This window comes from Saccharopolyspora terrae, assembly GCF_004348435.1.
In the GTDB taxonomy this organism is placed as follows: Bacteria; Actinomycetota; Actinomycetes; order Mycobacteriales; family Pseudonocardiaceae; genus Saccharopolyspora; species Saccharopolyspora endophytica.
Window position 1 is genome coordinate 1 of the sequence record NZ_SMKS01000062.1, and the last position, 22,404, is coordinate 22,404.

The 22,404-nt window shown below is 69.5% G+C and carries 20 protein-coding genes and 1 pseudogene; 5 read left to right on the forward strand and 16 right to left on the reverse strand.

Annotated elements, in window-relative coordinates:
- Nucleotides 1–229: 229 nt before the first annotated feature.
- From E1181_RS25245 to E1181_RS25275, 7 genes are all read right to left on the reverse strand, one after another.
- Entirely contained in the window at nucleotides 230–517 is a 288-nt protein-coding gene (locus E1181_RS25245) for a hypothetical protein (RefSeq protein WP_132678467.1), read from the reverse strand.
- Nucleotides 518–794: 277 nt separating this feature from the next.
- A complete protein-coding gene (locus E1181_RS25250) occupies nucleotides 795–1,970 on the reverse strand; it encodes an acyl-CoA dehydrogenase family protein (protein WP_132678468.1) in 1,176 nt (391 codons plus the stop codon).
- A 57-nt stretch (nucleotides 1,971–2,027) separates the two neighbouring features.
- On the reverse strand, nucleotides 2,028–2,405 hold the full coding sequence (locus E1181_RS25255; protein ID WP_132678470.1) for a hypothetical protein: 378 nt from the start codon (nucleotides 2,403–2,405) through the stop codon (nucleotides 2,028–2,030).
- 609 nt (nucleotides 2,406–3,014) lie between these two features.
- Nucleotides 3,015–3,221: a hypothetical protein gene (locus tag E1181_RS25260; RefSeq protein ID WP_132678471.1), complete on the reverse strand. Its 207-nt coding sequence runs from the start codon at nucleotides 3,219–3,221 to the stop codon at nucleotides 3,015–3,017.
- A 75-nt stretch (nucleotides 3,222–3,296) separates the two neighbouring features.
- The gene (locus tag E1181_RS25265; protein WP_132678473.1) at nucleotides 3,297–4,664 is read right to left on the reverse strand and encodes a sigma-70 family RNA polymerase sigma factor; all 1,368 of its coding nucleotides are present in this window, start codon (nucleotides 4,662–4,664) and stop codon (nucleotides 3,297–3,299) included.
- 214 nt (nucleotides 4,665–4,878) lie between these two features.
- A complete protein-coding gene (locus E1181_RS25270) occupies nucleotides 4,879–5,541 on the reverse strand; it encodes a hypothetical protein (protein WP_132678474.1) in 663 nt (220 codons plus the stop codon).
- Between the two features lie 162 nt (nucleotides 5,542–5,703).
- Entirely contained in the window at nucleotides 5,704–6,831 is a 1,128-nt protein-coding gene (locus tag E1181_RS25275; protein WP_132678476.1) for an endo-1,4-beta-xylanase, read from the reverse strand.
- Nucleotides 6,832–7,331: 500 nt separating this feature from the next.
- Between E1181_RS25275 and E1181_RS25280 the strand changes: the two are divergent.
- Both E1181_RS25280 and E1181_RS25285 read left to right on the forward strand, forming a co-directional pair.
- Nucleotides 7,332–8,526 (forward strand): annotated as a pseudogene (locus tag E1181_RS25280) (MFS transporter).
- A gap of 319 nt (nucleotides 8,527–8,845) precedes the next feature.
- Entirely contained in the window at nucleotides 8,846–9,364 is a 519-nt protein-coding gene (locus E1181_RS25285; RefSeq protein ID WP_165944744.1) for an NAD(P)H-dependent oxidoreductase, read from the forward strand.
- A gap of 8 nt (nucleotides 9,365–9,372) precedes the next feature.
- On the opposite strand, the gene xylB is transcribed toward E1181_RS25285, so the two are convergent.
- The 3 genes from xylB to E1181_RS25300 form a co-directional block, all read right to left on the reverse strand.
- Nucleotides 9,373–10,782 carry a xylulokinase gene (xylB, locus tag E1181_RS25290; RefSeq protein WP_132678479.1) on the reverse strand — a complete coding sequence of 470 codons (1,410 nt, stop codon included), beginning with the start codon at nucleotides 10,780–10,782 and terminating at the stop codon, nucleotides 9,373–9,375.
- A 167-nt stretch (nucleotides 10,783–10,949) separates the two neighbouring features.
- Entirely contained in the window at nucleotides 10,950–12,107 is a 1,158-nt protein-coding gene (xylA, locus tag E1181_RS25295) for a xylose isomerase (RefSeq protein WP_132678480.1), read from the reverse strand.
- A 53-nt stretch (nucleotides 12,108–12,160) separates the two neighbouring features.
- Nucleotides 12,161–13,420 (reverse strand): ROK family transcriptional regulator, encoded by a 1,260-nt coding sequence (locus tag E1181_RS25300; protein ID WP_207922308.1) that lies wholly within the window; start codon nucleotides 13,418–13,420, stop codon nucleotides 12,161–12,163.
- 422 nt (nucleotides 13,421–13,842) lie between these two features.
- Here E1181_RS25300 and E1181_RS25305 point away from each other — a divergent pair, with 422 nt between their 5' ends.
- A complete protein-coding gene (locus tag E1181_RS25305) occupies nucleotides 13,843–14,697 on the forward strand; it encodes a VOC family protein (RefSeq protein ID WP_132678482.1) in 855 nt (284 codons plus the stop codon).
- A 57-nt stretch (nucleotides 14,698–14,754) separates the two neighbouring features.
- On the opposite strand, the gene E1181_RS25310 is transcribed toward E1181_RS25305, so the two are convergent.
- The 5 genes from E1181_RS25310 to E1181_RS25330 all read right to left on the reverse strand — a co-directional run bounded on the left by E1181_RS25310 (nucleotide 14,755) and on the right by E1181_RS25330 (nucleotide 18,248).
- Nucleotides 14,755–15,645, reverse strand: a complete 891-nt coding sequence (locus tag E1181_RS25310; RefSeq protein ID WP_207922309.1) for an oxidoreductase — start codon at nucleotides 15,643–15,645, stop codon at nucleotides 14,755–14,757.
- A gap of 81 nt (nucleotides 15,646–15,726) precedes the next feature.
- Nucleotides 15,727–16,020: a hypothetical protein gene (locus E1181_RS25315; RefSeq protein ID WP_132678486.1), complete on the reverse strand. Its 294-nt coding sequence runs from the start codon at nucleotides 16,018–16,020 to the stop codon at nucleotides 15,727–15,729.
- 1 nt (nucleotide 16,021) lies between these two features.
- The gene (locus tag E1181_RS25320) at nucleotides 16,022–16,423 is read right to left on the reverse strand and encodes a peptidase inhibitor family I36 protein (protein ID WP_165944745.1); all 402 of its coding nucleotides are present in this window, start codon (nucleotides 16,421–16,423) and stop codon (nucleotides 16,022–16,024) included.
- Between the two features lie 323 nt (nucleotides 16,424–16,746).
- A complete protein-coding gene (locus E1181_RS25325) occupies nucleotides 16,747–17,508 on the reverse strand; it encodes a WbqC family protein (protein ID WP_132678489.1) in 762 nt (253 codons plus the stop codon).
- Nucleotides 17,508–18,248 carry a PIG-L deacetylase family protein gene (locus E1181_RS25330; RefSeq protein ID WP_165944746.1) on the reverse strand — a complete coding sequence of 247 codons (741 nt, stop codon included), beginning with the start codon at nucleotides 18,246–18,248 and terminating at the stop codon, nucleotides 17,508–17,510. The genes E1181_RS25325 and E1181_RS25330 overlap by 1 nt, the downstream gene beginning before the upstream one ends.
- A 797-nt stretch (nucleotides 18,249–19,045) precedes the next feature.
- On the opposite strand from E1181_RS25330, the gene E1181_RS25335 reads away from it, so the two are divergent.
- The gene (locus tag E1181_RS25335; protein ID WP_165944747.1) at nucleotides 19,046–20,572 is read left to right on the forward strand and encodes a glycosyltransferase; all 1,527 of its coding nucleotides are present in this window, start codon (nucleotides 19,046–19,048) and stop codon (nucleotides 20,570–20,572) included.
- Here the strand turns inward: E1181_RS25335 and E1181_RS25340 are convergent.
- Nucleotides 20,487–20,729 (reverse strand): hypothetical protein, encoded by a 243-nt coding sequence (locus tag E1181_RS25340; RefSeq protein ID WP_132678494.1) that lies wholly within the window; start codon nucleotides 20,727–20,729, stop codon nucleotides 20,487–20,489. The two genes, E1181_RS25335 and E1181_RS25340, sit on opposite strands and share 86 nt — an antisense overlap.
- A 417-nt stretch (nucleotides 20,730–21,146) precedes the next feature.
- Here E1181_RS25340 and E1181_RS25345 point away from each other — a divergent pair, with 417 nt between their 5' ends.
- Nucleotides 21,147–22,388, forward strand: a complete 1,242-nt coding sequence (locus E1181_RS25345; protein WP_235877032.1) for a nucleotide sugar dehydrogenase — start codon at nucleotides 21,147–21,149, stop codon at nucleotides 22,386–22,388.
- Nucleotides 22,389–22,404: the final 16 nt, after the last annotated feature.

Sequence of the window (22,404 nt, forward strand, 5' to 3'; positions counted from 1 at the left end):
TGCCCGTCTCGGTCAGCGGAGCGTTACGGTGACACACGAGGACCTCCTGGTGATCGGTGCAGATTGTGGTGATCCACACCGAACCCGGAGGTCCTCACTCATTCCAAGATCATCCGACCCCGTGTCACCCGTTCACAACCTCCCAAGGCACTACAGCTAGGAGTCGGTCGAGAACGCGCGGTGCGGGACTCGGCCTGCACCGCTGCGCGAAGCGCGTCCTCAGCGGTTCCTAGAAGTAGCCGATCCACATCGCACCGACCACGAGGAAGGTGGTGATGGACAGCGTCGCCGTGATCATCTCGGCGTGACGTGCGGTCATGGTGGTTCCTCGGGTGGGCTCAGGTTCGGGTGGTGGCGCGGCCGGGGTGACCGGCAGCGGCGTGCGGATCGGGGAGGTGCCGGGGCGAGCGGGCAGCGGGCGCCCCACCCAGGGGCGGGTGGCGGTCGGGCGCGTGTTGTGCCTGCCGCGGGAGTGCTGCCTGCGCCGTGCCTTCCGGTGGACCTGTGCGGTGTTCAAACCAGCGCCCCCTCGCGGCCGATCATCCTAATGCGTCGCGGGCAGGAGGCTCCCTCCGCCTGCCCCGAACGGCGTCGGGACCGTTGATCTGTTCGGTCGACCGCCGACGAGGTGGGTATGCCCGCGCACCCGAGTGCTGGGCTCAATCTGACAGCGGCCGGTGCAGAAGTTAAGCGCTGATGTCCGGCGCGCCCGAATTACGCTGAATTGCACCCGTTCGGCCGCCGCCGGTCACTCAACGTGACGTAGCTGCTGAACTGCGCGAAAGCGGTCCAGGTCAGTCGCTCTCGACGAGGTCCAGGAACTGCCAGTGACCGTCGGAGAGCCCGGCGAGCAGCTTGCCGCAGTTCTTCAGCACGCCCGGTCCCGAGGTCACGTGCTGGGTGCCTCCGTGCAGATCGCGGAAGAAGCGCTGCAGGACGCTGCGACGCAGCGCCGCCGTGCCCGCCCACTTGTAGACGGTCTGGCCCACCTCGTGCACCGACGAGATCGCGTTGCTCAGCATCAGCCGGGTCAGCGTCTCCTGCTCGGTGCTCAGGCCGCGGCCGTCGTCGAGGGTGTCCTCGCACTGCTGCCAGGTCTCGAACGCGAACGCCCGCGCCGCCCGGAACTTCGCTTCGGCCCGGGCGTATTCGGCGTGGAACTGCTGGCTGTCGACCGCTGCCCGCGGCGTGCCGGTCTTGGTGGCCGCCAGCGCGCGCATCTCGTCGAGCATCCGGCGGCCCACGCCCAGCGCCCACCCCGCGTGGCAGATGCCCGACATGTTCGCCAGCCCCAGCCGGTACAGCGCACCACCCATCCTGGGCGAGGTGCAGATCGCCTCGTAGGCGTAGGAGGCGGGCACGAACACGTCGCGGATGCTGTAGTCGATGCTGCCGGTGGCGCGCAGGCCCATCACGTCCCAGTTGTCCTGCAGCGCGACCTGCTTGACCGGCAGCGTGAACACCAGCGTGCGGCCTTCCTCCGCGCAGTGGGCGGCGGTGTGGATGTGGGTCGCCATCGACACGCCGGAGGCGAACTGCCAGTCCCCGCTGATCCGGTACCCGCCCTCGGTCTTCACGGCCGTGCCGGGTTTGGTGACCTGCCCGGCGATGAGCGCGTGGTGTCCTCTTCGGACGTTCGGGTACAAGTCGTGCACCACGTCCCAGCCCAGGTAGGCCGGCGTGGTGCCGGTGGCGAGCTGGAGCGCCATGAACGCCCAGCCCGCGGAGGCGTCGAAGTAGCTGACCTCGGCGATGGTCTCCAGCGCCTGGCGCGGGGAGAACTCGTCACCGCCGAGCTCGACGGGGATCCCGATGCGGAAGATCCCGGTGTCGACGAGAGCCTTGGCGGACTCGTCGCTGAGCCTGCCGATCTCCTCGCTGTGCTCGGCGTGGTCCTCCAGCAGCGGGCCGATGACCCGGACCCGCCCGATCAGTGCGTCGAACTCATCGCTGACGTGCAAATCGCCCATGGTGCAGTCCTTCTCCGCGCGTGCCGGTGAACCCGTTCAAGCAGTGGAGCGCCCACGTCAGGTCCCCGAGGACGCTACAGGCGGGTGCTCGGAGGCGGCCACCGACAAATGTCCTGCGCAGGCGGTCAGCTGGAGGACAGCACCGACTGGGAGGAGATGATCGTGCCGTTGGCGGGCGATGGTCAGCGCGGAGTCGTCGACGCGGTACACGTGCCGGTCGTTGCTCTCGGTCGCGTACCCGCTTCCGCTGGGGTAGGCGCGCAGCGTGATCGACCCGCTGTCGCTGGATCCGTAGTAGTACAGCGATCCTGCCGATCCGCAGATGTCCACATGGGACTGCGCGGTCTCGTAGGAGGCCACGCAACCGGTGGTGCGGACCGCGCTCGGCTGCGGGGCCTCGTAGGGCGCTGCGGGTGCGACGGGCGCTGCGGGCACTGGGATCGTGATCGTCGGCGCAGCGGGCAGGTAGGTCACGCACGCCGTCAGCGCCGGTGCGCTCAGCAGTACGAGCGCAGCGGCGGCGGCGCATGGCGGGGTCCTTCCGCGTGGTGGGGTGGACGAGGGGGATGCGGGGTGAGGTCGCGATGAGTCCGCATCCCCCTCGAAGCACGGGAACTTCGGCTGGGAGCCCGAGTTCCCGCTGTCATTGGGCTCCGGATCATCGAGCGCCGACCAGGGGCTTTGGTCCCGGGGCACCTGTGATGCGCTGACGTAACGTGGTCCCCAGGTGGTTGGACGTCCACCACGGAATTCCTGGGGGTGCGCGATGCACGCAGCGGCCGTGGCAGGAGGTGTCACGGCTGCCGCGTTGCTCACCGGGTGCGCTGCGGGGCAGCCGCCCCGGACCGTGTACGTCGAGGTCCCGGCACCGCCTGCACCGCCGCGAGCGCCGGTCGAACAGCCGCGCGGCGACTGCGGGACCGATCCGGCCCGGATGAGCGAGAGGACCAAGGCCCAGTGCGGTCTCGTGGTCCGGGAGAGCGCCGATCGTCACTGCGACGATCCGGAGTGGTGGGACTTCTACGACCCCGCCGACGTCCACAGCTACCTCCGGCTGTGCACCGACGGCCCGATCCCGGTACCGGTACCGGTGCCGGTGCCGTACGAAGTGCCGATCACGCCGTCGACGAGTCCGCCCTCGGAGCCGCGCTCGTCGGTCGAGTCGGAGGTGGAAGCGCCGGAGACATCTCCGCCCGAGCCACCGGAGTACCGGCCCCCGGAACCGGCCACGAGCTCGGTCGAACCGAACACCGGGTCATCGGAGGATTCCCCGAGTTGGGAGGACCCGACTCCCGAGGATTCCGGCGGGTGAGCCGAACCGGTGGTTCAGCGCTCGATGACCGGGTTCCCGAGGACGTCCAGGGCGCCGGTGAGGTCGTCGACGGCGATGAGGCGATCCGGCGGGAACGTCTGATCCACCTTCACGACCGCGCCCGCGTCGATGCTGTCGTCGTCGATGAGCAGGTGCGGCTCGGCGTCGACGCCGAGCCCGAGCAGTTCGACACCCGCGTGCGCCGTGCCGTCGGCGAGCGGCTCGGGTGACGGGGACTGTGCGGGAATCGGCAGCGGTGGCAGCGGGTTCGGCTGCTGAGCGCCGGGCGGCGGAGCCGGTTGGCCGGGCACGGGCGCGCTTCCCGGCGCAGCGGGCGCGGCCGGGGCCGCCGGGGGAGCGGGTGGCGACGGCGGTGACTGCGGCTGCGGCTGCTGCGGGGCGGTCGGCTGCGGCGGTGCGGAGGCGACCGGCGGGAGTTCTTCCTCGTTGGCCGCCAGCGCCAGTCCGAGGACGGCCAGCGCTGCGGCAACGGCGGCTCCGGACACGGCCGCACGTCGCGGTCCGCCCACGGCGTTGACGACCCCGCCGACGACTCCGCCGCTCCCGGCACCCACCGCGGTGAGGTAACCGGCCGCGGTTGCGCTGCCGATCACCAGGGGAGCGATGAACACGCGCAACGCTCCGTTGATCTCCACCAGTTCTGCGGCCAGCGCGCTGCACCGGTCGCAGTCGTCGAGGTGCGCCTCGACCCGCGAGGTCTCCCGCTTCGCCAGGCCGCCGCGCGTCCACGCGCCGAGCCGCTCGACGTTCTCCCGGCAGCGCTCCTGCTCGGCGGCCAGGCTTCCCAGGTGCACCTGCAGGAACGCCTGCTTGAGGCCCTCCCGCGCGCGGTAGGCCAGCGCGGACACGCCGTTGGGCGTCATCCCCAGCAGCGGAGCGACCTTCGCCGGGGACTCGCCCTCGATCTCGACGTGCCAGAGCACCATCTGCCAACGCTCGGGAAGCTTCGCGAACGCCGCAGCGACCAAGGACCGGTCCTCGCCATCGACGGTGGTGTCCTGGAACGGCTCCGAGATGTCGATGCCGGGCACCGTCTCCAGGTCCTCGGCGTACTGCAACCGCTGCTGCTTGCGGGTGCGGTCGTAGGCGGCGTGCCGGACGGCGGTCAGCAGGTAGGCGCGGAACGCCGAGGTCGGTCCGCGTTGGTCGCGCAGCAGGTCGAGGACCTTCGCGAACGCCTCGGAGACGACGTCGTCGGCCTCGGCGGTCGATGTGGTGACCTGGCGGGCCATGCTGTGCGCGGCGGCGACGTGCCGCTCGTAGAGGCTTCCGTAGGCCCCGGTGTCGCCGTCGCGCACCGCCTCGATCAGCTCGCCGTCGCTGCGCTCCTGGGAGCCAGCCTCCGTCGGTAACGCCGCCATGCCAGCCCCCTGCTCGCGATCTTGATCATCACTGCCCGGGCACAATTGCTACCCGGGCCAGGGCGGCGGTGGTCGGCGACGACCCCATTCGTTGCGCCTTCGTGACCGCGTGTTGCTCCATTCGTATGGCGCGCAACGGCTTCCGACGGTCTACGGCGATGGGCGGAACATCGCAGCCCTGGAACGCCCGAAGATCACGAACGGGTCAGAACGGTCAATTCGCGAGTTGCAGCCGGTGATTCGTCGGACGGGGCAGGACGTGCACCCAGCTGCCCGCGTCGGTGAACACCAGTCCGCACTCGCGCAGATCCGCCAGGCGGGAGTGCACCTGCCCGCCGAAGCGAGCCGCGAGCACCGACAGGGGGCAGGGGGCGTCCACGTACCGCAGGAGCTCCGCCGCTTCACCGGCGAAGACGTACTCGTGGCGACCGAAACCCGGCCGGTCGTCGAGGACGACGAGCGCGCCGCCGTCCTCGACGAGCTCCAGCAGGCCGAGCGGGTTGTCCCGCCGCCACGCCGCGACACCGGCCAGCAGCGCCGCTTCGGTGTCGTCGGAGATGCCGTCGCCGCACCGGACGGCGCTCTGCATCGGCGGAAGGTGGTGCAGAGCGGGGAACTGCGCCAGCACGCGCGAGTAGGAGCGGTCGGTCTCGCCGGGGAAGCCGTAGCGGTAGGTCCACTCCACCGACAGCCCCAGAGTCCGCGCGTCGCGGAGCATTCGGACGTTCCCGCAGCCCTCGGCGCGGCTGCCCGCCAGGCGCAGCACCCGGGTGCTGAGGTTGTCGATGCCGGGCCGGACCCGGCGGAACCCGGTGTCGCGCAGGCGCGACAGCCGCTCGTAGGACACCTCGGTGCTGATCTCGGCCTGCGACCGCATCGGACCCGCATCACCTTTCGCCACTCGTGCGGTGGAGCGGCGGGAAGCCGCCCCACCGCGCATCTCAGAAGTCCGGACGTCGTCCACGTCGCCTCGTCGCACCGCGAAGAACCCCAGTTCCATCCACCGTGCCAGGAGGGCCCTCGCGAAACCAGGCGAGATTCACCCGGACGTCGTCATCGTCTCATTCTCGGGTTTCCCGCTTTTCCGCTCGCTCGCCGAGAGGGTTTCCAGCAGCGCGTCGTAGGCGGGCTTGGGGGTGAAGTCGTCCCAGTAGATCGTCGCCGCGCCCTGGTTCGGGAACGTTCCGGGCACCCAGGAGTACTTGTCCGGCAACCCCCACACGGTGAACGAGTGGCAGCTGGAGACGTCCAGGCACGACTGCAGAGCGCGGCGGTAGTAGTCGGCCTGCTCGGTCAGCTGCTGCGGGGTGGGGGCTCCGCCCTGCGGCAGCGTCATGCGCACGTCGAGCTCGGTGATCGCGGTCTCCAGCCCGAGGTCGGCGAAGCGCTGCAGGTTCTGCGTGAGGTCCGCCGGGAACCCGTCGTCGAGGTTGAGGTGGGCCTGCGCGGAGAAGCCCTGCACCGGAACTCCCTGCGCCAGCAGGTCCTGGGCCAGCGCGTAGTAGGCGTCGCTCTTGGCGTTGTCGCCTTCCACGCCGTAGTCGTTGAAGAACAGCTTGGCGTTGGGATCGGCTTCGTGAGCCCAGCGGAAGGCATCGGCGATGATGCCGGGGCCGAGCTCGCGGATCCAGATGTTGTCGGTGGTGCGCAGGTTCCCGGACTCGTCGAAGATCTCGTTGGCCACGTCCCACTGCTGGATCCGCCCGGCGTAGCGGCCGACCACGGTGGTGATGTGCTCGTGCAGGATCTCGCGCAGCTCCTCCGGTGAGAAGCCGCCGTTCTCCAGCCATTCCGGGTTCTGGCTGTGCCACAGCAGGGTGTGCCCGCGCATCACCTGGCCGTGCTGCTCGGCGAAATCGACGATCGCGTCGGCGGTGCCGAACTCGTAGGTGTCGCGAGCGGGGTGGAGGTACTCCCACTTCATCTGGTTCTCCGGCGACAACGAGCTGAACTCGCGGGAGAGCACCTCCCGGTAGGGCTGGTCGGAGGTGAACGGGTCGGGGTAGGGCTGCTCGTCGTGGTGGCCGCCGCCGGCGACGGCGGAGCCGACGACGAGACCTTCCGGCGCGGCATCGCGCAGCGCGGGTGCCTGGGGTGCGGCTTCGGCGTGGACGGGTAGCAGCAGGACCGCTGCGGCTGCGGTCGTGGCGAGGCGAATCGGCTTCATTGCGGACTCCCGCGTTCTTTACTGGACCGGAACAGTTTCCGAAATGTTTCTAACAACACGCGATTTCGAAGACTATGGGCGCGCGCGAGGAAAGGTCAAGAACCGCAACTTTCGGATTTAAGGTAGGTGAAGTTCCCAGGCGTCGCCCGGCGAGGCGAGAAACTTGCCCCGAGGGTGGATTTCCACTCGGGTTGCGAAACATTTCGGGAAGGAATCCGATCGCGGGCTTCTCGCTGCGGAGCCGTGCATCGGGACGTGGGTCGAGGTCGGCACGGGTAGGTGGTTCTGGCCCGAACGGCCCATGATCGAAATCAGTTCTGCCCGGTCGGTGCGGACCACAACCCGCACGCTGCCGAGGGGGCCGGTGGGTGAGCGTCGGCTGCGGGAGGTATCAACCTCGCACACGGCTCCCGCTGGGCGGAAAGGAACGCTGGTCCGGGTTCCGGGAGGTACCCACATGATTCCGGGGCACGACACCGACATCGAAGAGGTGACCTGGAATGACAACGGCGTCAGGACAGTCCGGCCGCGCGCCGGAGACGAGTGCCCGGGGCGTGGCCGCGCTGTGCTGGGCGGCGGTGGCGCTGGAGGGCTACGACCTGGTGGTCCTGGGCGTCGTGCTCCCCAAGCTGCTGCGCGACCCGAGCTGGCAGCTCACGCCCGCGACCGCCTCGGTGATCTCCTCGGTCGGACTGGTGGGCGTGATGATCGGCGCGCTGTGCGTCGGGCCGCTGACCGACCGCTTCGGCCGCCGCAAGCTCATGATCACCACGGTCGCGCTGTTCTCCGCGCTGACCCTGGCGTGGCCCGCTGCTGTTCGGAACCCTGCGACTCCTGGCCGGTCTCGGGCTCGGCGGCGTCCTGCCGGTGGCGATCGCCCTGGTCAACGAGGCGTCCCAGGCCAAGGGCGGGAGCGCGACGACCACCCTGATGACCGGCTACCACGTGGGCGCCGTGGCCACCGCGCTGCTGGGGATCCTGGTGATCCCCGCGCTGACCTGGCGCGCGATGTTCGTCATCGGTGCGCTGCCCGCGCTGGTGCTGCTGCCGCTGCTGGCGCGCCACCTTCCGGAGTCGCTGCCGGCCACGGCCGAGGAGAAGGCCGCCCGCAGCCCCGTGGCGACCCTGTTCCGCGGCGGCTACCTGCGGTCCTCGCTGGCGTTCTGGGTGACCTCGTTCATGGGCCTGCTGCTGGTCTACGGGCTCAACACCTGGCTGCCGGAGATCATGCGCGCGGCCGGCTACGAGCTCGGTGCCGCGCTCGCGCTGCTGCTGACCCTCAACGTCGGTGCGGTGCTGGGTCTGCTGCTGGCCGGACGGGTTTCCGACCGCATCGGCGTGCGCACCTGCACGCTGATCTGGTTCACCGCCGCAGCCGTGTTCCTCGCCCTGCTGAGCGTGCGGCTGCCCGGCTTCGGCGTGTACGTCAGCGTGCTGCTGGCGGGTGTGTTCGTCTTCAGCACGCAGGTCCTCGTCTACGCCTACGTCAGTCACCACTACCCGGCTGTCGGACGGGCCACCGCGCTCGGCGCGTCCAGCGGAGTGGGGCGGCTCGGCGCGATCTGCGGGCCCCTGGTCGGTGGAGCGCTGCTCAGCGCGGGTCTGGCCTACCCGTGGGGCTTCTACGCGTTCGCGGCCGTCGCGGTCATCGGGCTGGTGTCGGTGACGTTCGTGTCGAACCGGCGACCCGCCTGACCCCTGACCGGGCCGGGGTGCGGACCCCGGCCCGGCATGTGGGACGCGAGCGGCGGTGCGTTGCAACGCGCCCGGTCGCGAGCGAGGATGTGCGGCATGACAGCCCAGGCCGGTCTCGTGGTGCGGTGCCACATCGACCTGTTGCGGGTGTGCAGCGCGATCTGTTGATCCACGGCTGAACAGCCGTCGGATCCGGAATCGTCCCTCCTGCACCGGTTCTCAGGCCGGTGCCCGCTCGCACGTCTCGCCCCGGGAGTCCTCATGCTGTCGTGTCCCGCCATGCCCTCGTTCAGTCCTCGGTGGACCGAGGAGGGCGGGCGTGGTTGAGTTCGCCGTGCTCACCGGGCACCTGAGTCCGAGGTCGCGGTCCGCGGCGGTGGCCCGCACCCTCCTCGACGAGCTGCGCCGCAGCGGCGCCGCGGCCACCGAGGTCGCGGTGGGGGAGCTGCCGCACTCCGCGCTGATGGCCCGGAACCACCGGCATCGCGCCGTGCACGCGAGTCTGCGGGTGGTCGCGGAGGCCGATGCGGTGGCCGTCGTGACACCCCGCTACGAGCCGCACGGCAGCGTCCCGCTGCGTTCCTGGCTGGCGATGTCGCCGAGCGAGGCGTTGGTAGGAAAGCCCGTGCTGCCTGTCGGTTTGGGCACCGTGCGCAGTCACTCCGTCGGTCTCGGCGGTGGTCTCGGTACCGCACGAGCGCTGCCCGCGACGTTCCTCTACGACCACTGGTTCACCGAAACCGGCGGGTGGAGCCCGGATCCGCGCGCCGACGACCTCCTCCGACGCGCGGCTCGAACCCTCCGGGCCTCCGCGATCGGCGAGATCGTCGCCGCGTGAACCGGTGATCAGATGCCGTGGACCTGCTCGCGCGCGGCGGCGTAGGCCGCCCGGACCGCGGCACCGCTGGTGTCGTCCCCGACGGTCCGGCGGGTGCCCGCGACCTCCCACTCCGGCGGCTCGGCGTTGCCGGAACGGGCCCAGGCGGCTTGCTTGGCCGCGCCGATGGCCACGTACTCGGCCGGTTCGGGGATGTCCACGTCGACGCCGAACAGGCCGGGGGCGATGGCCTGGACCGCCTCAGAACGGGCCGCGCCGCCGATGAGCAGCACCCGCCGGACCTCGGCGCCGGTGTCGCGCAGCGCGTCGATGGCGTCGGCCATGCCGCACAGCATCCCCTCCACAGCCGCGCGGGCGAGGTTCTGCGGCGTCATGTTCGCGCCGGTCAGCCCGGTCAGCGTGCCGGTGGCCTCCGGGAGGTTCGGAGTCCGCTCGCCCTCCAGGTACGGCAGCAGGCTCAACCCGCCGGAACCCGGCTCGGCCGCCAGCGCGAGGCGCGAGAGCCCCTCCAGGTCGGTGTCGAGCATGTGCGCGGTCGAGCTGAGCACGCGCGCGGCGTTGAGGGTGCACACCAGCGGCAGGTACCGGCCGGTGGCGTCGCAGAAGCCCGCGACGATGCCGGTCTGGTCGGCGCTGGGCTTCTCGGCGGGCGCGAACACCGCACCCGAGGTGCCCAGCGACACCACCACGTCACCGGGCTTGAGCCCCAGACCGAGCGCGGCGGCCATGTTGTCGCCGGTGCCGACGCCGATGGTCGCGCCCTCGATGCCCGGCAGCGTCGCTCGCGCGGCTTCGGCGTTGGGGCCCAGCAGCTTCGGCAGCTCCGGGGTGCGTCCGCCCATGGCCTCGGTGAGCAGTTCGGGCAGCCACTCGCCGGTGGTGGGGGAGTAGTAGCCCGTGCCGGAGGCATCGCCGTGGTCGGTCCAGCTCTGCTCGGGGCGTCCGGCGAGTTGCCAGCCGAGCCAGTCGTGCGGCAGCAGCACCTGCGCGACGCGGTCGGCGTTGTCCGGCTCGTGCTGCGCCAGCCACGCGAGCTTGGTGATGGTGAAGCTCGCGACCGGGACAAGACCGGTGCGGGTGGCGAGAGCCTCGGCCCCGTGGCGTTCGATGAGCTCCTCGGCCTGCGGGGCGGAGCGGGTGTCGTTCCACAGCAGGGCATCGCGGACCGGCTCGCCGGCGGAGTCCAGCGCGACCATGCCGTGCTGCTGGCCGCCCACCGACACCGCCTCGATGCGGCCCGGCGACTTCGCGACAACTTCGGCGATGGCGTTCTGCGCCGCCTCCCACCAGACCGCCGGGTCCACCTCGGTCCCGTCGGGGTGCGACGCCTTGGCCTCGGCGACGACCGCGCCGTCGTCGGCGTCGACGACGAGCGCCTTGGTGGACTGGGTCGACGAGTCGATGCCTAGCACCAGCATTGCGGATCATCCTTCGTGCTCGCGGAGTGCAAGCACTCCGGGGCCGGGTTCGTGCGGCGCTGGAACGCCGGAGTCGGTTCTGACCGGACACGATTGTGCGCGATCAGGACGCGGTCGTGCGAACACCCGGCCCCAGCACAGGGGTGCGCGGGCCGGGGTGCGGTGGGTCAGTTGGCGCCGAGGAGGTGGTCCATGGCGAGCTGGTCGAGGCGCTCGAAGTGCATGCCGCGAGCGGCCGCGGCCTCGACGTCGAGCTCCTCGGACAGCAGGTCGGACACCGATTCCCCGGCGCTGAGGGTCGGGGTGGACAGCTCGGCGACGCGAGCCGCCTCCAGCGCCTCCTTCACCCGCGGGTCCGCGCGGAAGGCCGCCGCGCGCTCCTTGAGGATCAGGTAGTTGCGCATGCAGCCGGCCGCCGAAGCCCAGACGCCGTCGTAGTCCTCGGTGCGCGGCGGCTTGAAGTCGAAGTGCCGCGGACCCTCGTAGCCGCCGTTCTCCAGCAGATCGACCAGGAAGAACGCGTTCCGCACATCGCCGGCGCCGAAGCGCAGGTCCTGGTCGTACTTGATGCCGTTCTGCCCGTTGAGGTCGATGTGGAACAGCTTGCCCGCCCACAGCGCCTGCGCGATGCCGTGCGCGAAGTTCAAGCCCGCCATCTGCTCGTGCCCGACCTCGGGGTTCACGCCGACGATGTCGCCGTGCTCCAGCTCGTTGATGAACGCCAGCGCGTGGCCGACGGTCGGCAGCAGGATGTCGCCGCGCGGCTCGTTCGGCTTGGGCTCCAGCGCCAGTTTCATGTCGTACCCGCGCTCCTTGATGAACGCGCAGACGGTGTCCACGGCCTCGCGGTAGCGGTCCAGGGCGGCGCGAACGTCCTTGGCCGCACCGGATTCGGAGCCCTCGCGACCGCCCCAGGCGACGAAGGTCTGGGCGCCGAGCTCGGCGGCGAGCTCGACGTTGCGCAGCACCTTGCGCAGCGCGAAGCGGCGCACGTCGCGGTCGTTGGCGGTGAAGCCGCCGTCCTTGAACACCGGGTGGCTGAACAGGTTGGTCGTCACCATCGGCACGGCGAGGCCGGTCTCGTCCAGCGCTCCCCGGAAGCGGGAGACGATGGCCGAGCGCTCGGTGGCGTCGGAACCGAACGGCACCAGGTCGTCGTCGTGGAAGGTGATGCCGTGGGCGCCCAGGTCGGAGAGCCGGTGCACGGCCTCGACCGGGTCCAGCGGGCTGCGGGTGGCTTCGCCGAACGGGTCGCGGCCGAGCCAGCCGACGGTCCAGAGGCCGAACGAGAACTTGTCCTCGCGCTTCGGGGTGAAGTCGGTCATGACTTGATGCTCCTCACGTCGTGGTGCAGTGCGATGGTGGTGCCGAAAATCGTTCAGCCGACGGCCTTCTCGGCCGCGGGGATGCGCAGCGGGTCGCGGAAGATCTCCTCGATGACGATGCTGCTGGCGCCGCGCACGGCGGCGGAGAACCCGTAGGTGGAGGCGGTGATCCGGCAGACCGCCGCGTCGCCGGCCACCGAGCGGTCGCGCAGTTCCCGCATCGCGGCGGGAACCAGGTAGGGCGCGACGGTGCCGAGGTAGCCGCCGAGCACGACGACTTCCGGGTTGAGCAGGTTGACCAGCATCGACACGCCGATGCCCAGCCACCTGCCGATCTCGTCGAAGCCGGCCATGGCCTCCGGCCCGCCGTCCTCGGCGCGCTGGCGCAGCGCGTGCGCCTGCTCCTGCGGGTCGACGTCCTGGTCGGCCAGGTCGGGTGCCGCCGCGCGCAGCACGGCGGGCAAGCCGATCTTGGTCTCCAGGCAGCCTCGGCGTCCGCATCCGCAGACCTGCCCGTCGAGGTCGACCGGGACGTGCCCGATCTCCCCGCTGAACCCGCCGGAGCCGCGCAGGAGCCGCCCACCGGTGATCAGGCCCGCGCCGACGCCGACCTCACCGGTCAGGTACACCAGGTCGGCGGCGGGCTGGGGCATGGAGTGCAGCTCGGCGAGGGCGGAGAGATTGGCCTCGTTGTCGACCACGATCGGCACGTCACCGCCGAGGCGCTCGCGCAGCGCTCCGGCGATCGGGATCGAGCGCCATTCGAGGTTGGGCGCGTAGCGCACCCGGCCGGTCTCGGCATCGACCAGGCCGGGCACCGCCACGGCGATGCCGGCCAGGAACGACGATCCGGTGCCCGCCAGCTCGGTGACGGCTTCGCGGGCGATCGCGGCGAGCCGGTCGAGCGTGGTCTCCGGGTCGGCGCGCATGGCGTCGAACCCGATCCGCCGCTCGACGATGACGCGTCCGGCCAGGTCGGTGCCGCGCGCGGCCAGGTACTGGGAGTTGATCTCCAGCCCGAGCGCGGTGATGCCGCCGCCGTCGAGCTCCAGCGAGCGACCGGGACGGCCGACGGCGCCGTCGCGGCGCAGGCCGGTCTCGCGGATGAGGCCGCGGTCGATGAGCTCGGCCGCGAGGCTGGACACGGTCGCCTTGGTGAGCTTGCTGCTGGTGGCGATGTCGGCGCGCGAGACGACCTCGCCGCGCCGCACCTCGTCGAGCACGCGCGCGAGGTTGGCCCGCCGCACCGCGGTCTGGTCGACACCGGCCGACGCGCCGAGCCGCACGGCCTCGCCGCTTCCTCGTTCGGCCACACCCACCTCCAATAAGTACGGCCGCTAAACTAATAGGCGAACCCTCCGATGGCAAGAGCAGCCGCGAAGAAGGCGTTTTGCGTGGTCGTGTCCGATTCGCGCGGTGGAGCCTTCGGCTCGTCCGAACCTCTTAGTTGACCTGGCGAACAAATCCGGTCACCGGATGCGGTGAGATCGTCACGCAGTGCCTCATTCGGGGATCGCCATTGCGCCGAACGGCGTAGTCTCTCGGCTGCCCGTCTCGCTCCCGCCCCCTCGGTGAGGCGGGCACCACTTCGTCCAGGACGCGAACCGGACAGGGTTCGGTTCGCGTCCTGGACAATCCGTTGCCCTGGGCTCGAGAGCGGTGGCAGCATCGTGATCACGCACGATCACCGGATCGCGACCACCAGCGGCGTCCGGAACGACTCGCCGGAGGGGCGATGACCGCGAACCATTCCGCCGACCCGAGCGCGGCCACCGCCACGATCCGGCACGTCGAGATCGGCTGCCGGAACCTGGCGCGCTCCCAGGAGTTCTACACCGGACTTCTGGGATTCACCGAAACCGCAAGGGAATCCGGTGTCAGCTGGCTCGACGCCGGGCCCGCGCGGATCAAGCTCGTCAAGATCGGCGAGGGCGACCTCGGCGGCTGGGCGCCCGACGACCTGCAGTGCGGGATGCGGCACGTGGGCATGAAGGTCGGCGACGTCGACGCCCAGGCAGCCCGGCTCCGCGAAGCCGGCGTCGAGTTCACCGCGCATCCCAAGGACGCCCACGGCAACGTGCGCATCACCTTCTTCACCGACCCCGACGGGACGCTGCTGGAATTCGTCGAGGGCGCCGTGCGCCACGACGAGACCTACTCGCCCGAGCTGGCCGCCGAAGACGTCGCCGCGCACCACAACAGGCCGCGCGAGGCAGGACCGGTCTTCGACCACATCGCCGTCACCGCCCCGGACCTGCAAGAAGCGCTCGACTTCTACGTCCGCACCCTCGGCGCGAAGGTGATCGGCAAGCTCATCCGCTCCGATGACCCGCGCGGGTTCGTCATCACCAACCTGCGACTCGGTGACGCCGTGCTGGAGCTGTTCACCTTCCGCCGCGAGACCGCGCCCAGCCCGTGGTCGGCGGGGCAGTCCCGGCTCGGGCTGCGCGCCGTCGGGCTCGGCGTGACCGAAGCGCGCGGAGCCGTGGGAGCCATGACCGCCGCCGGTGCGGGAGCGGTGCTGCGACCAGGACCGGAGCCGCTGCTCATCGACCCGCACGGCTTGCCGCTGACCATCACCACGCGATGAGCCGCTCGACGAGGAGCGCGCGAGCGGCCCCGCCTGAGCACGGGTCCGGTGTGGACGTCAGGACTTCTCGGTCATCGGGAACGTGATCCCGGTGAGGTGCTCGGAGAGCGTCCACAACCGCTGGGCCGCTTCGGGATCGCTGGCCGCCTGGGTGCGTCCGACCAGGGTGGGGGAGCCGCGCAGCTCGAACGGGCCGTCCGGACCCACGTAGCTGGCGCCCGGGATGTCCTGGGTGGCGGCGAACAGCGTCGGCAGCGCGCCCGCCTGCGCAGTCTGCGCGGCGATGAGGTTGCCGACGGCCATCAACCGGCGCAGCAGCGAATTCCCCGCGTGGCTTTGCAGGTTCGTCGCCGCGTAGCCCGGGTGCGCGGCCGTGGCGCGGACGGCCGAACCCGCCTCCGAGAGCCGGCGCTGCAGCTCCAGGGTGAACAGCAGGTTCGCCAGCTTCGACTGGCCGTAGGCCTTCTGCGGGTCGTAGGCGCCGGTGAAGTTCGGGTCCTCCCAGCGGATTCCCCTCACTGCCCGGTGCATGCTGGACGACAGCGTGACCACCCGGTCGGTGACGTGGTCGATCAGCAGGTTGGTCAGCGCGAAGTGGCCGAGGTGGTTGGTGCCGAACTGGATCTCGAAGCCGTCCCTGGTGAGTCCCTCGGGTGGGAACATGACCCCGGCGTTGTTGATGAGCACGGCGATCTCGCCGTCCCACGCCTCGGCGAACTCGCGCACCGAGGCGAGGTCGCCCAGGTCGAGCCGGCGCACCTCGGCCGAGCCGGGCACGCTCCCCGCGGCCTGCTCACCCTTGGCGACGTTGCGCACGGCGAGCACCACGTGCGCGCCCGCCCGGCCCAGCGCCTGCGCGGTCTCCAGGCCGAGTCCGCTGTTCGCGCCGGTGATGACGGCCGTCTTGCCGGCCAGGTTTGGTAGCTGATCGCTGGTCCATCGCGTCATGACCCCCATCGTGCCACCGATCCTGCGACATGCCGATGACCACGACCGAGAGAAGCAGCCGTGGCCACCGACGTCCCCCTGTCAGCAGGGATCGACCTTCCAGATCTCGAAACCCTCGTCGTTGGGGCTGTCCTCCGGAGCAGTGGACGAGTACTGGTGCTCGCCCGCCGGGCCGTAGAAGTGCGCGACGGCCCCCGGGTACTGCCGGTTGATGAAGGAGCCCAGGGTGTAGCGCAGATCGATAGGCAGATCCGAGCATCCGAAGAAGTCGGTCCGCTGAGCGTCTTCCTCATGTTGTTGCGTACATCGTTTCCCCCAGTTGGTGCTGCCCGGCCACCACCGCGTGAACAGCGGTGGCCGGGCCCTTGTCCTCACATCAGCAGGGGTGCACCCGGCGGGTGTCGAATCCCCTGTCGTCGTCGCTGAACTCGGGTGCGGTCGAGGTGTACTGGACGATCCACTCGCCGTCCGGGTTCGCCGGGTCGGGACCGATGAACTCGGCCACCTGGCCGGTGTACTGGTTGTTGATCCAGGAACCGACCGGCCACGGCGTGTCGTAGACTCCGCACTCGAAGAACTTCACCATCTCGCCGTGCCCGTTGGCCTCGGGCCAGACGCACAGGTAGCCGTCCCCGCATGCTTCGGCCATGGCGCGTTGAGTGGCTTCCTGGTCGGTTTCGGCAGAGGCGAGGCCCATGCTCGATCCGGCCAGCAGCAGGCCTCCGGCCACCGCGAGGGTGGCTTTGAAACTCTTGCTGCGCAGTGCGTTCGTCGACATCTTTCCTCCCAGTTTCAGTGCACACGGGCGTGCGTTCGCACAGGTGTGTCCCGCGGAGTGGTGCTCTGGCCCCCAGTGGCCCGCAGTTCCGGGCCTTGGCATCGCGACACCCATCTCACGTCGCACGCTCGCCCGGGGTTGCCCTCAAGCGGACGAAAGATGCCTGATTTTCGGTGAAGCCGCTCGGCCGAGTCCGCTGGCAGGCCGAGATGACCGCCGGTAACCAGCGCGTCCGTCAGCCAGGCACCACGGTTTCGGCGGTGAACTCCCGTGCGACGGGACCGTGCGCCCGCGCTGTGCGCGCAGCGTGAGAAGTCGAAGGGTCAGCGAAGAACGCTCCTCTGTGGATTGGCGATGGACCCTGCTGCGGGCGCACCGGAGGATTCGAAGCGGCTGGAGGCGTGGATCGTGCTGGCGGACGAGCGGCCCTGGACGAACAGCAGGTCCAGCACCCCGAGCCCTGGGACGAACTCCCCGTGCGGTTGTGCGTAGACAGGGTGCTCGAAGCGCTGTTCGAGCACCGGGACACCGGCTCGGTGGAACGGCGACCAATCGACCTCGTAGGTGCTGCCGCTGCTGGTCAGATGAGCATCACCTCCCGCGGCGCGGACCAGCTCCAGCCACCGTTCCTGCCGGTGCTCGGGAACTGGGGCGTCAAGGTCCGAGGCCCGCACGATCCGGGTTCCGAACCCGAGGTAGCGGCACAGGGCCGAGGTCAGGTCCACGTTGTGCTCCACGAGGTGGTCGTGGTCGCGTTGGTAGACCTCCTGGACCAGGGGGTACAGCTCATCGAAGTGCGGCGTGGATCGGTAGTGGACCTCCAGGTGCTCGAGGTGCCGTCGCCGCCAGGTCTGCCTCGGGTCTATGCGCACGTCGCACAGCACCTGCCGCTCGCCCGTGTGCATGATGGGCACGCTCAGCCAGGAGGTCCCGCCCGAGCGGTTCTTCATCCGCTGGCGCGCGTGGAACTCGCTGCGGGTGTACTGGACCGTGTCGTACACGACGTGGACGTCGCTCGCGGCGATCTTGGCCATCAGCTTCATCCACGGCAGGAAGTTGGGCTGGTGGATCGAAACCGGCGTCATCACAGCATCACCCGCATCGTCGCGTAGCCCTCGGCGCTGTCCGTTGAAATCTCCTTTCCGCGCCAGCGCGCCTGCAACTCCACGCCCTCCGGGCTTCCGTGGTAGAGCGGGTGCCTGGCCTGCGAGGCGTACAGCGAGATCGCCTGCAGTTTGATCTGGAGGAAATCGCTGATGTCCACGAACAGGCTGGGGGTGAAACGCTCGCGCTCAGGTGTCCAGAACTGGCTCGTGTTGTCGTAGCAGAGCACGTGCTGGACGAAGTGCCGGTCGCCCGGTGCGCGCGGCCGGGTGGCGGTCACGCAGGCCCGGAACAGTGCCTCATGATCCTGGTTGTAGCTGATCGCGGGCATCAGCACCATGCTCGGCCGGACGTTGTCGATGGACAGCCTGGCGTCCCGCTCCAACAGCCGGGTGAGTTCCCGGCGCGGCACGGTGTCGAGTGCCATGTGCTCGTCGGGCCCGCTGAACAGCACCTCCCAGTCGTCGACCTTGAGCAGTTCGGCGACCGATTGGAACTCCGAGATGCGCGTGTCGGCGGTGACCAGCCGCAGTCCGGACGCCTGTTCACCGCCGTACTGTTCGATGGAGGCCACTGAGGCGACCACGATGTAGACCTCGCCCCCGAGCGATTTGATTCTGGCGATCGATCCCGCGCAGCCGTAGGTTTCGTCGTCGGCGTGCGGGGCGATCACCAGAACGCGTTGATGAGCCAGGAATTCGTCCCCTATGCGGCAGTCCATCTCGTTGCTCCCCTCGTGACTGATGGTGTGTCCAAGTGCAGGCTCGTTCCCAACCTGCGTCGAGTTCTTCCCAGGCCCAGGCGCTTCCGCACCGTCGTTCCACAGGCGTACCGCGCGCAGCCGATGTCCCGGGCGAGCTGCAGGTTGACGGCGGTGCTTCGGGTGCCCTCGAACCACTCGACGTGGTCCACCACGCGACCACGCCCTGCTGGTTGGCGACCCACGCCGTTCCGCTGTCGGAGTCCCCCACCGCGCCCACGGCGCGGTCGTCCGGTGAGCGAGTGCCCTCGCTGTGGCCGTCGTTCTCGGTCTTGGCCGCTACCGTGACCGACAGTCGAAAACCTCCCGAAGAGGAGGCCCGGAATCCGATTGTGAAACCCTTTGCGCTGCTCGTGCTCGACATTGTCGAGAGCCGGGACTTTATGCCCTTCCGAAATCAAGAAACGGGTGAGGAGTGAGTTGATGAATCCGGCGCGACAGGTTATCAAGAAACACATCACCGCCCCGGCTCTTCGAGGTGGATCGAGTCTGGTCCGGATTTGGCTGGACGCTCGCATGTGTGTCCCTGAGCTGCGAAAACGAGGGTTCTTTTGCACCTTCGCGCGGTGTGCGGCCTGGGCTTCGAGGTGCTCTTCGAATGGTGTCGATGAAAACACTGTGCACCACGATGTGGCAGTTGAATCTCAGTGAAAAAAATGAGTACCCGAACGGGTGAAAAGTACTTGTCTGATTCGGGTTCGCCGTTGTCGCATGGCGGGAGTGGCTCGTGGGAATTCAACAGGAATGAGGTAAGGCCGGTGGAATGGGTGCTGCTGTTCCTCGTGTTCGGGATCAACGTTCCGGTGTGGACGATGATCGCGATCCTCCGCGGTATCGGCGAAAGCCGCATGCCTGCCCCGGGGGAAACCGCCGCGCCCGCGAACCGGATGCGTCCTGACGAGGTCGCCATCGTCATTCCCGCGCACGACGAGGAGGGCGGCATAGCCAAGTCCATCACCTCGGCGCTTCGGATAGTCCCCGCCGCCAACGTTCACGTCCTCGCGGACGGGTGCCGGGACCGCACGGCCGAGATAGCCGCCGGGTTCGGCGTCCGCGTGCTGGATCTCAGTCCAGGGCGTGGCAAGGCCGGCGCCATCGAGGCGGCCATCGGTCACTTCGACATCACCCATCGGTTCGGTGCGTTGCTGATCGTCGACGCCGACACGGAAGTCGATCCCGACTACCTCACCAACGGGCTGCCCATGCTGGACGATCCGCGCTACGCCGCCGTTGCCGGCTACGTCCGAACCCCCTGGACACCGCAGGCGCATACCTTCATCGGCCGATTGCTGATCTCCTACCGCAGTCGCCTGTGGACCATCATGCAATGGATGCGCTACGGCCAGTCCTGGCGATACATCAACGTGACGCCCATCGTCCCCGGCTTCGCCGGCATGTACCGGACCTCGGTGCTACCGCGGATGGACATCAACCCTCCCGGCTTGATCATCGAGGATTTCAACATGACCTTCGAGCTGCACCACAAACGGCTCGGCAAGATCGCCTTCTCGCCCTCGGTGCAGGCGTGGACAGAGGATCCCGACAACCTCCGCGACTACTACCAGCAGGTGCGACGATGGGCGCTGGGGCTGTGGCAGACGCTGCGCAGGCACGGCGCTTGGTTCGGGCGCTTCTGGTTCGCAACTGCTGTTTTCATGCTGGAGGTCGTCTCGTCGAGCCTGATCATCCTGGGGTTGGTAGTCGTCGGCGCGCTGATGGCGCTGGGGCCGCTGACCGGCGGTTGGGTGCTCGACTGGCCGGTGTACCGGGAGGTCCACTCGGCGTTGGAACCGTGGTTGTCCGCGTACAACGTGGTGTTCTTTCTGTTCTTGCCCGATTACCTGATCACCTGCGTGGTGGCGGTGTTGCGCCGCCGCCCGAGTCTTCTCGTCTACGGTTTCGGTTTCCTGCTGGTGCGGTTCATCGACGCCGCCGCCACGATGTGGACCTTGTACAGGGTGTGGCGCGCGAATTCCAGCGGGAGGTGGACGAGCCCGCGGCGGTTGCCGCCGGTGCTGCCACCGCGCGGCCAGGCCGAGGCGCCGCTGGCGTCCGAGATGTCGTCACCCGCTCAAGCCCGGTGGGTGGTTCTGCGGGACGCGATGGTGGTGCTGCCGGTAGCCGCGGTGGTGGGGCTGGCGCTGGCGGATGTGCTCAGCGCGGTCTTGGTCGCCGTCCTGCTCGTCGCGGCTGCCGTTGTCACCATTTCGTGGCGGCGTCGTCCGAGGCGGGAGGTTGCGGCCGTCGGTTCCGCCACCGGCGACCGGCCGCCCGGACGCGTTTGACCTCGTCGGCGTCGTAGAGGTTGGCCAGGGCCCCGCGTCCTGCGGGGCGCCGCGCGACCGGGGTGATCTCGTGCCGGGCCAGCCAGGCGTTGACCGAACCCACCCGGATCCCGAGGTAGGCGGCGACGTCGTGGCGGTCCCACTGCTGTCGGCCCATGTGGACCTCCTCGTGCGGGACCGGTCGCGGCAGCGCTGACCGAGTGCGAACCACAGCAGGCCGCCGACATCGACACCTCGATTGTGTGCCGCTTCGTCCGGCGAAAGCCGGGGCATAAGTCCCGAATCGGGGCTTTTCGGGTCTTTGTCCCCTACGGCCGCGCACCACGCTGGTGCACCGTCATCGCTAGGTCCGGTCGGTGCGGCCAACGCGCCGGCGAGCACCACACCCGGTGGCGTACAAGGTGAATGACCGACGGAACAGCGAATCCGCCTGCGCCCCCGAAAGACTAACATGACGTGAGAACGCATCGAGGAGCCCCCAGCGATGAGCACAGCGAACATGCATGGGGTATGGCCGAATTCAGAGGTGCGGACGCAGTCGGTGTCCCCGTCCCCGCGCACATCCATCAACGCAGTGGTCGTAGGTCTGGGCTACGTCGGCTTGCCGACCGCACTGTCGCTCGCCGATGCCGGAATCGCCGTGACCGGCGTCGACATCGACGAGTCCCGATTGCTGGCGATCAAGGCCGAGCAGGTCGACCTCGCCGAAGCCGACCACGAACGGCTGACACGATCTCTGTCCAACGGCCTGCTGACGGTGACCACCAACGCGGCAGCGGTCGCCGAGGCTGACGTGGTGCTGATCTCGGTGCCCACACCGGTCGACGCCCATCTGGTGCCCGACATGCGAGCGCTGACCGCAGCCTGCGCATCGGTGGTGGCCAACGCACGCGAGGGGCAGACGATCGTGCTGACCTCCACCACCTACGTGGGCTGCACGCGCGACCTCATCGCCGAACCGCTGCGGCACCGCAACGGGTGGATCGCGGGGGAGGACGTCTACGTCGCCTTCAGCCCCGAGCGCATCGACCCCGGCGTCGCCCGCCACGACCGGAGCGCGACCCCGCGCATCGTCGGAGGCGTGAGCGCCGAATGCGGGCGCAGGGCGCAGGAGGCGCTGGCGAGCACGGCGGCCTCGGTGCACGCGGTCTCCTCGTCGGAGTCGGCGGAGCTGACCAAGCTGCTGGAGAACAGCTTCCGGGCGGTCAACATCGCGATGATCAACGAGTTCGCCGACAGCTGCCGAGCCTTCGACGTCGATCCGATCGAGGTCATCGAGGCCGCCGCCACCAAGCCGTACGGGTTCATGCCGTTCCACCCCGGCCCTGGAGTCGGCGGGCACTGCATCCCCTGCGACACGCACTACCTGCTGTGGCAGCTGCGCGCCCAACGCCTGCCGGCCCCGCTGATGAACGCCGCGATGGGGTCGATCGCGGCCCGGCCGCGCAGGGTCGTCGACCGCGCCAGGCAGCTGCTCGCCGATCACGCGAAGCGCGTCACGGGAGCTCGTGTCCTGGTGCTCGGTGTGGCCTACAAGCCTGGCGTCGCCGACGTCCGAGAGTCGCCGGCCCTGGAGATCATGGCCGAACTGGCGGGCCTCGGAGTCGACGTCTCCTACGCCGACCCGCACGTCCCCACCCTCCGCCTGGGTGAAACCGCGTTGCAGTCGAGTGACCAGGTGGAGTCGCAGGAGTGGGACCTCGTCATCGTGCACACGATGCATCCCGAGTGCGACCCGGGCTGGTTGGGCGGCCAGAACGCGGTCCTGGACACCACCTACCGGCTCAGCCCGGAGCTGCGCTGCGCGCACCTGTAGAACCACCCGACCTGCG

Bases quoted from the DNA above. Each gene is read 5' to 3' on its own strand.
- E1181_RS25250 (WP_132678468.1), bottom strand. From the start codon at position 1,970: ATGGGCGATTTGCACGTCAGCGATGAGTTCGACGCACTGATCGGGCGG.
- E1181_RS25265 (WP_132678473.1), bottom strand. From the start codon at position 4,664: ATGGCGGCGTTACCGACGGAGGCTGGCTCCCAGGAGCGCAGCGACGGC.
- E1181_RS25270 (WP_132678474.1), bottom strand. From the start codon at position 5,541: ATGCGGTCGCAGGCCGAGATCAGCACCGAGGTGTCCTACGAGCGGCTG.
- E1181_RS25275 (WP_132678476.1), bottom strand. From the start codon at position 6,831: ATGAAGCCGATTCGCCTCGCCACGACCGCAGCCGCAGCGGTCCTGCTG.
- xylB (WP_132678479.1), bottom strand. From the start codon at position 10,782: ATGCTGGTGCTAGGCATCGACTCGTCGACCCAGTCCACCAAGGCGCTC.
- xylA (WP_132678480.1), bottom strand. From the start codon at position 12,107: ATGACCGACTTCACCCCGAAGCGCGAGGACAAGTTCTCGTTCGGCCTC.
- E1181_RS25305 (WP_132678482.1), top strand. From the start codon at position 13,843: ATGACCGCGAACCATTCCGCCGACCCGAGCGCGGCCACCGCCACGATC.
- E1181_RS25310 (WP_207922309.1), bottom strand. From the start codon at position 15,645: ATGACGCGATGGACCAGCGATCAGCTACCAAACCTGGCCGGCAAGACG.
- E1181_RS25320 (WP_165944745.1), bottom strand. From the start codon at position 16,423: ATGTCGACGAACGCACTGCGCAGCAAGAGTTTCAAAGCCACCCTCGCG.
- E1181_RS25325 (WP_132678489.1), bottom strand. From the start codon at position 17,508: ATGACGCCGGTTTCGATCCACCAGCCCAACTTCCTGCCGTGGATGAAG.
- E1181_RS25330 (WP_165944746.1), bottom strand. From the start codon at position 18,248: ATGGACTGCCGCATAGGGGACGAATTCCTGGCTCATCAACGCGTTCTG.
- E1181_RS25340 (WP_132678494.1), bottom strand. From the start codon at position 20,729: ATGGGCCGACAGCAGTGGGACCGCCACGACGTCGCCGCCTACCTCGGG.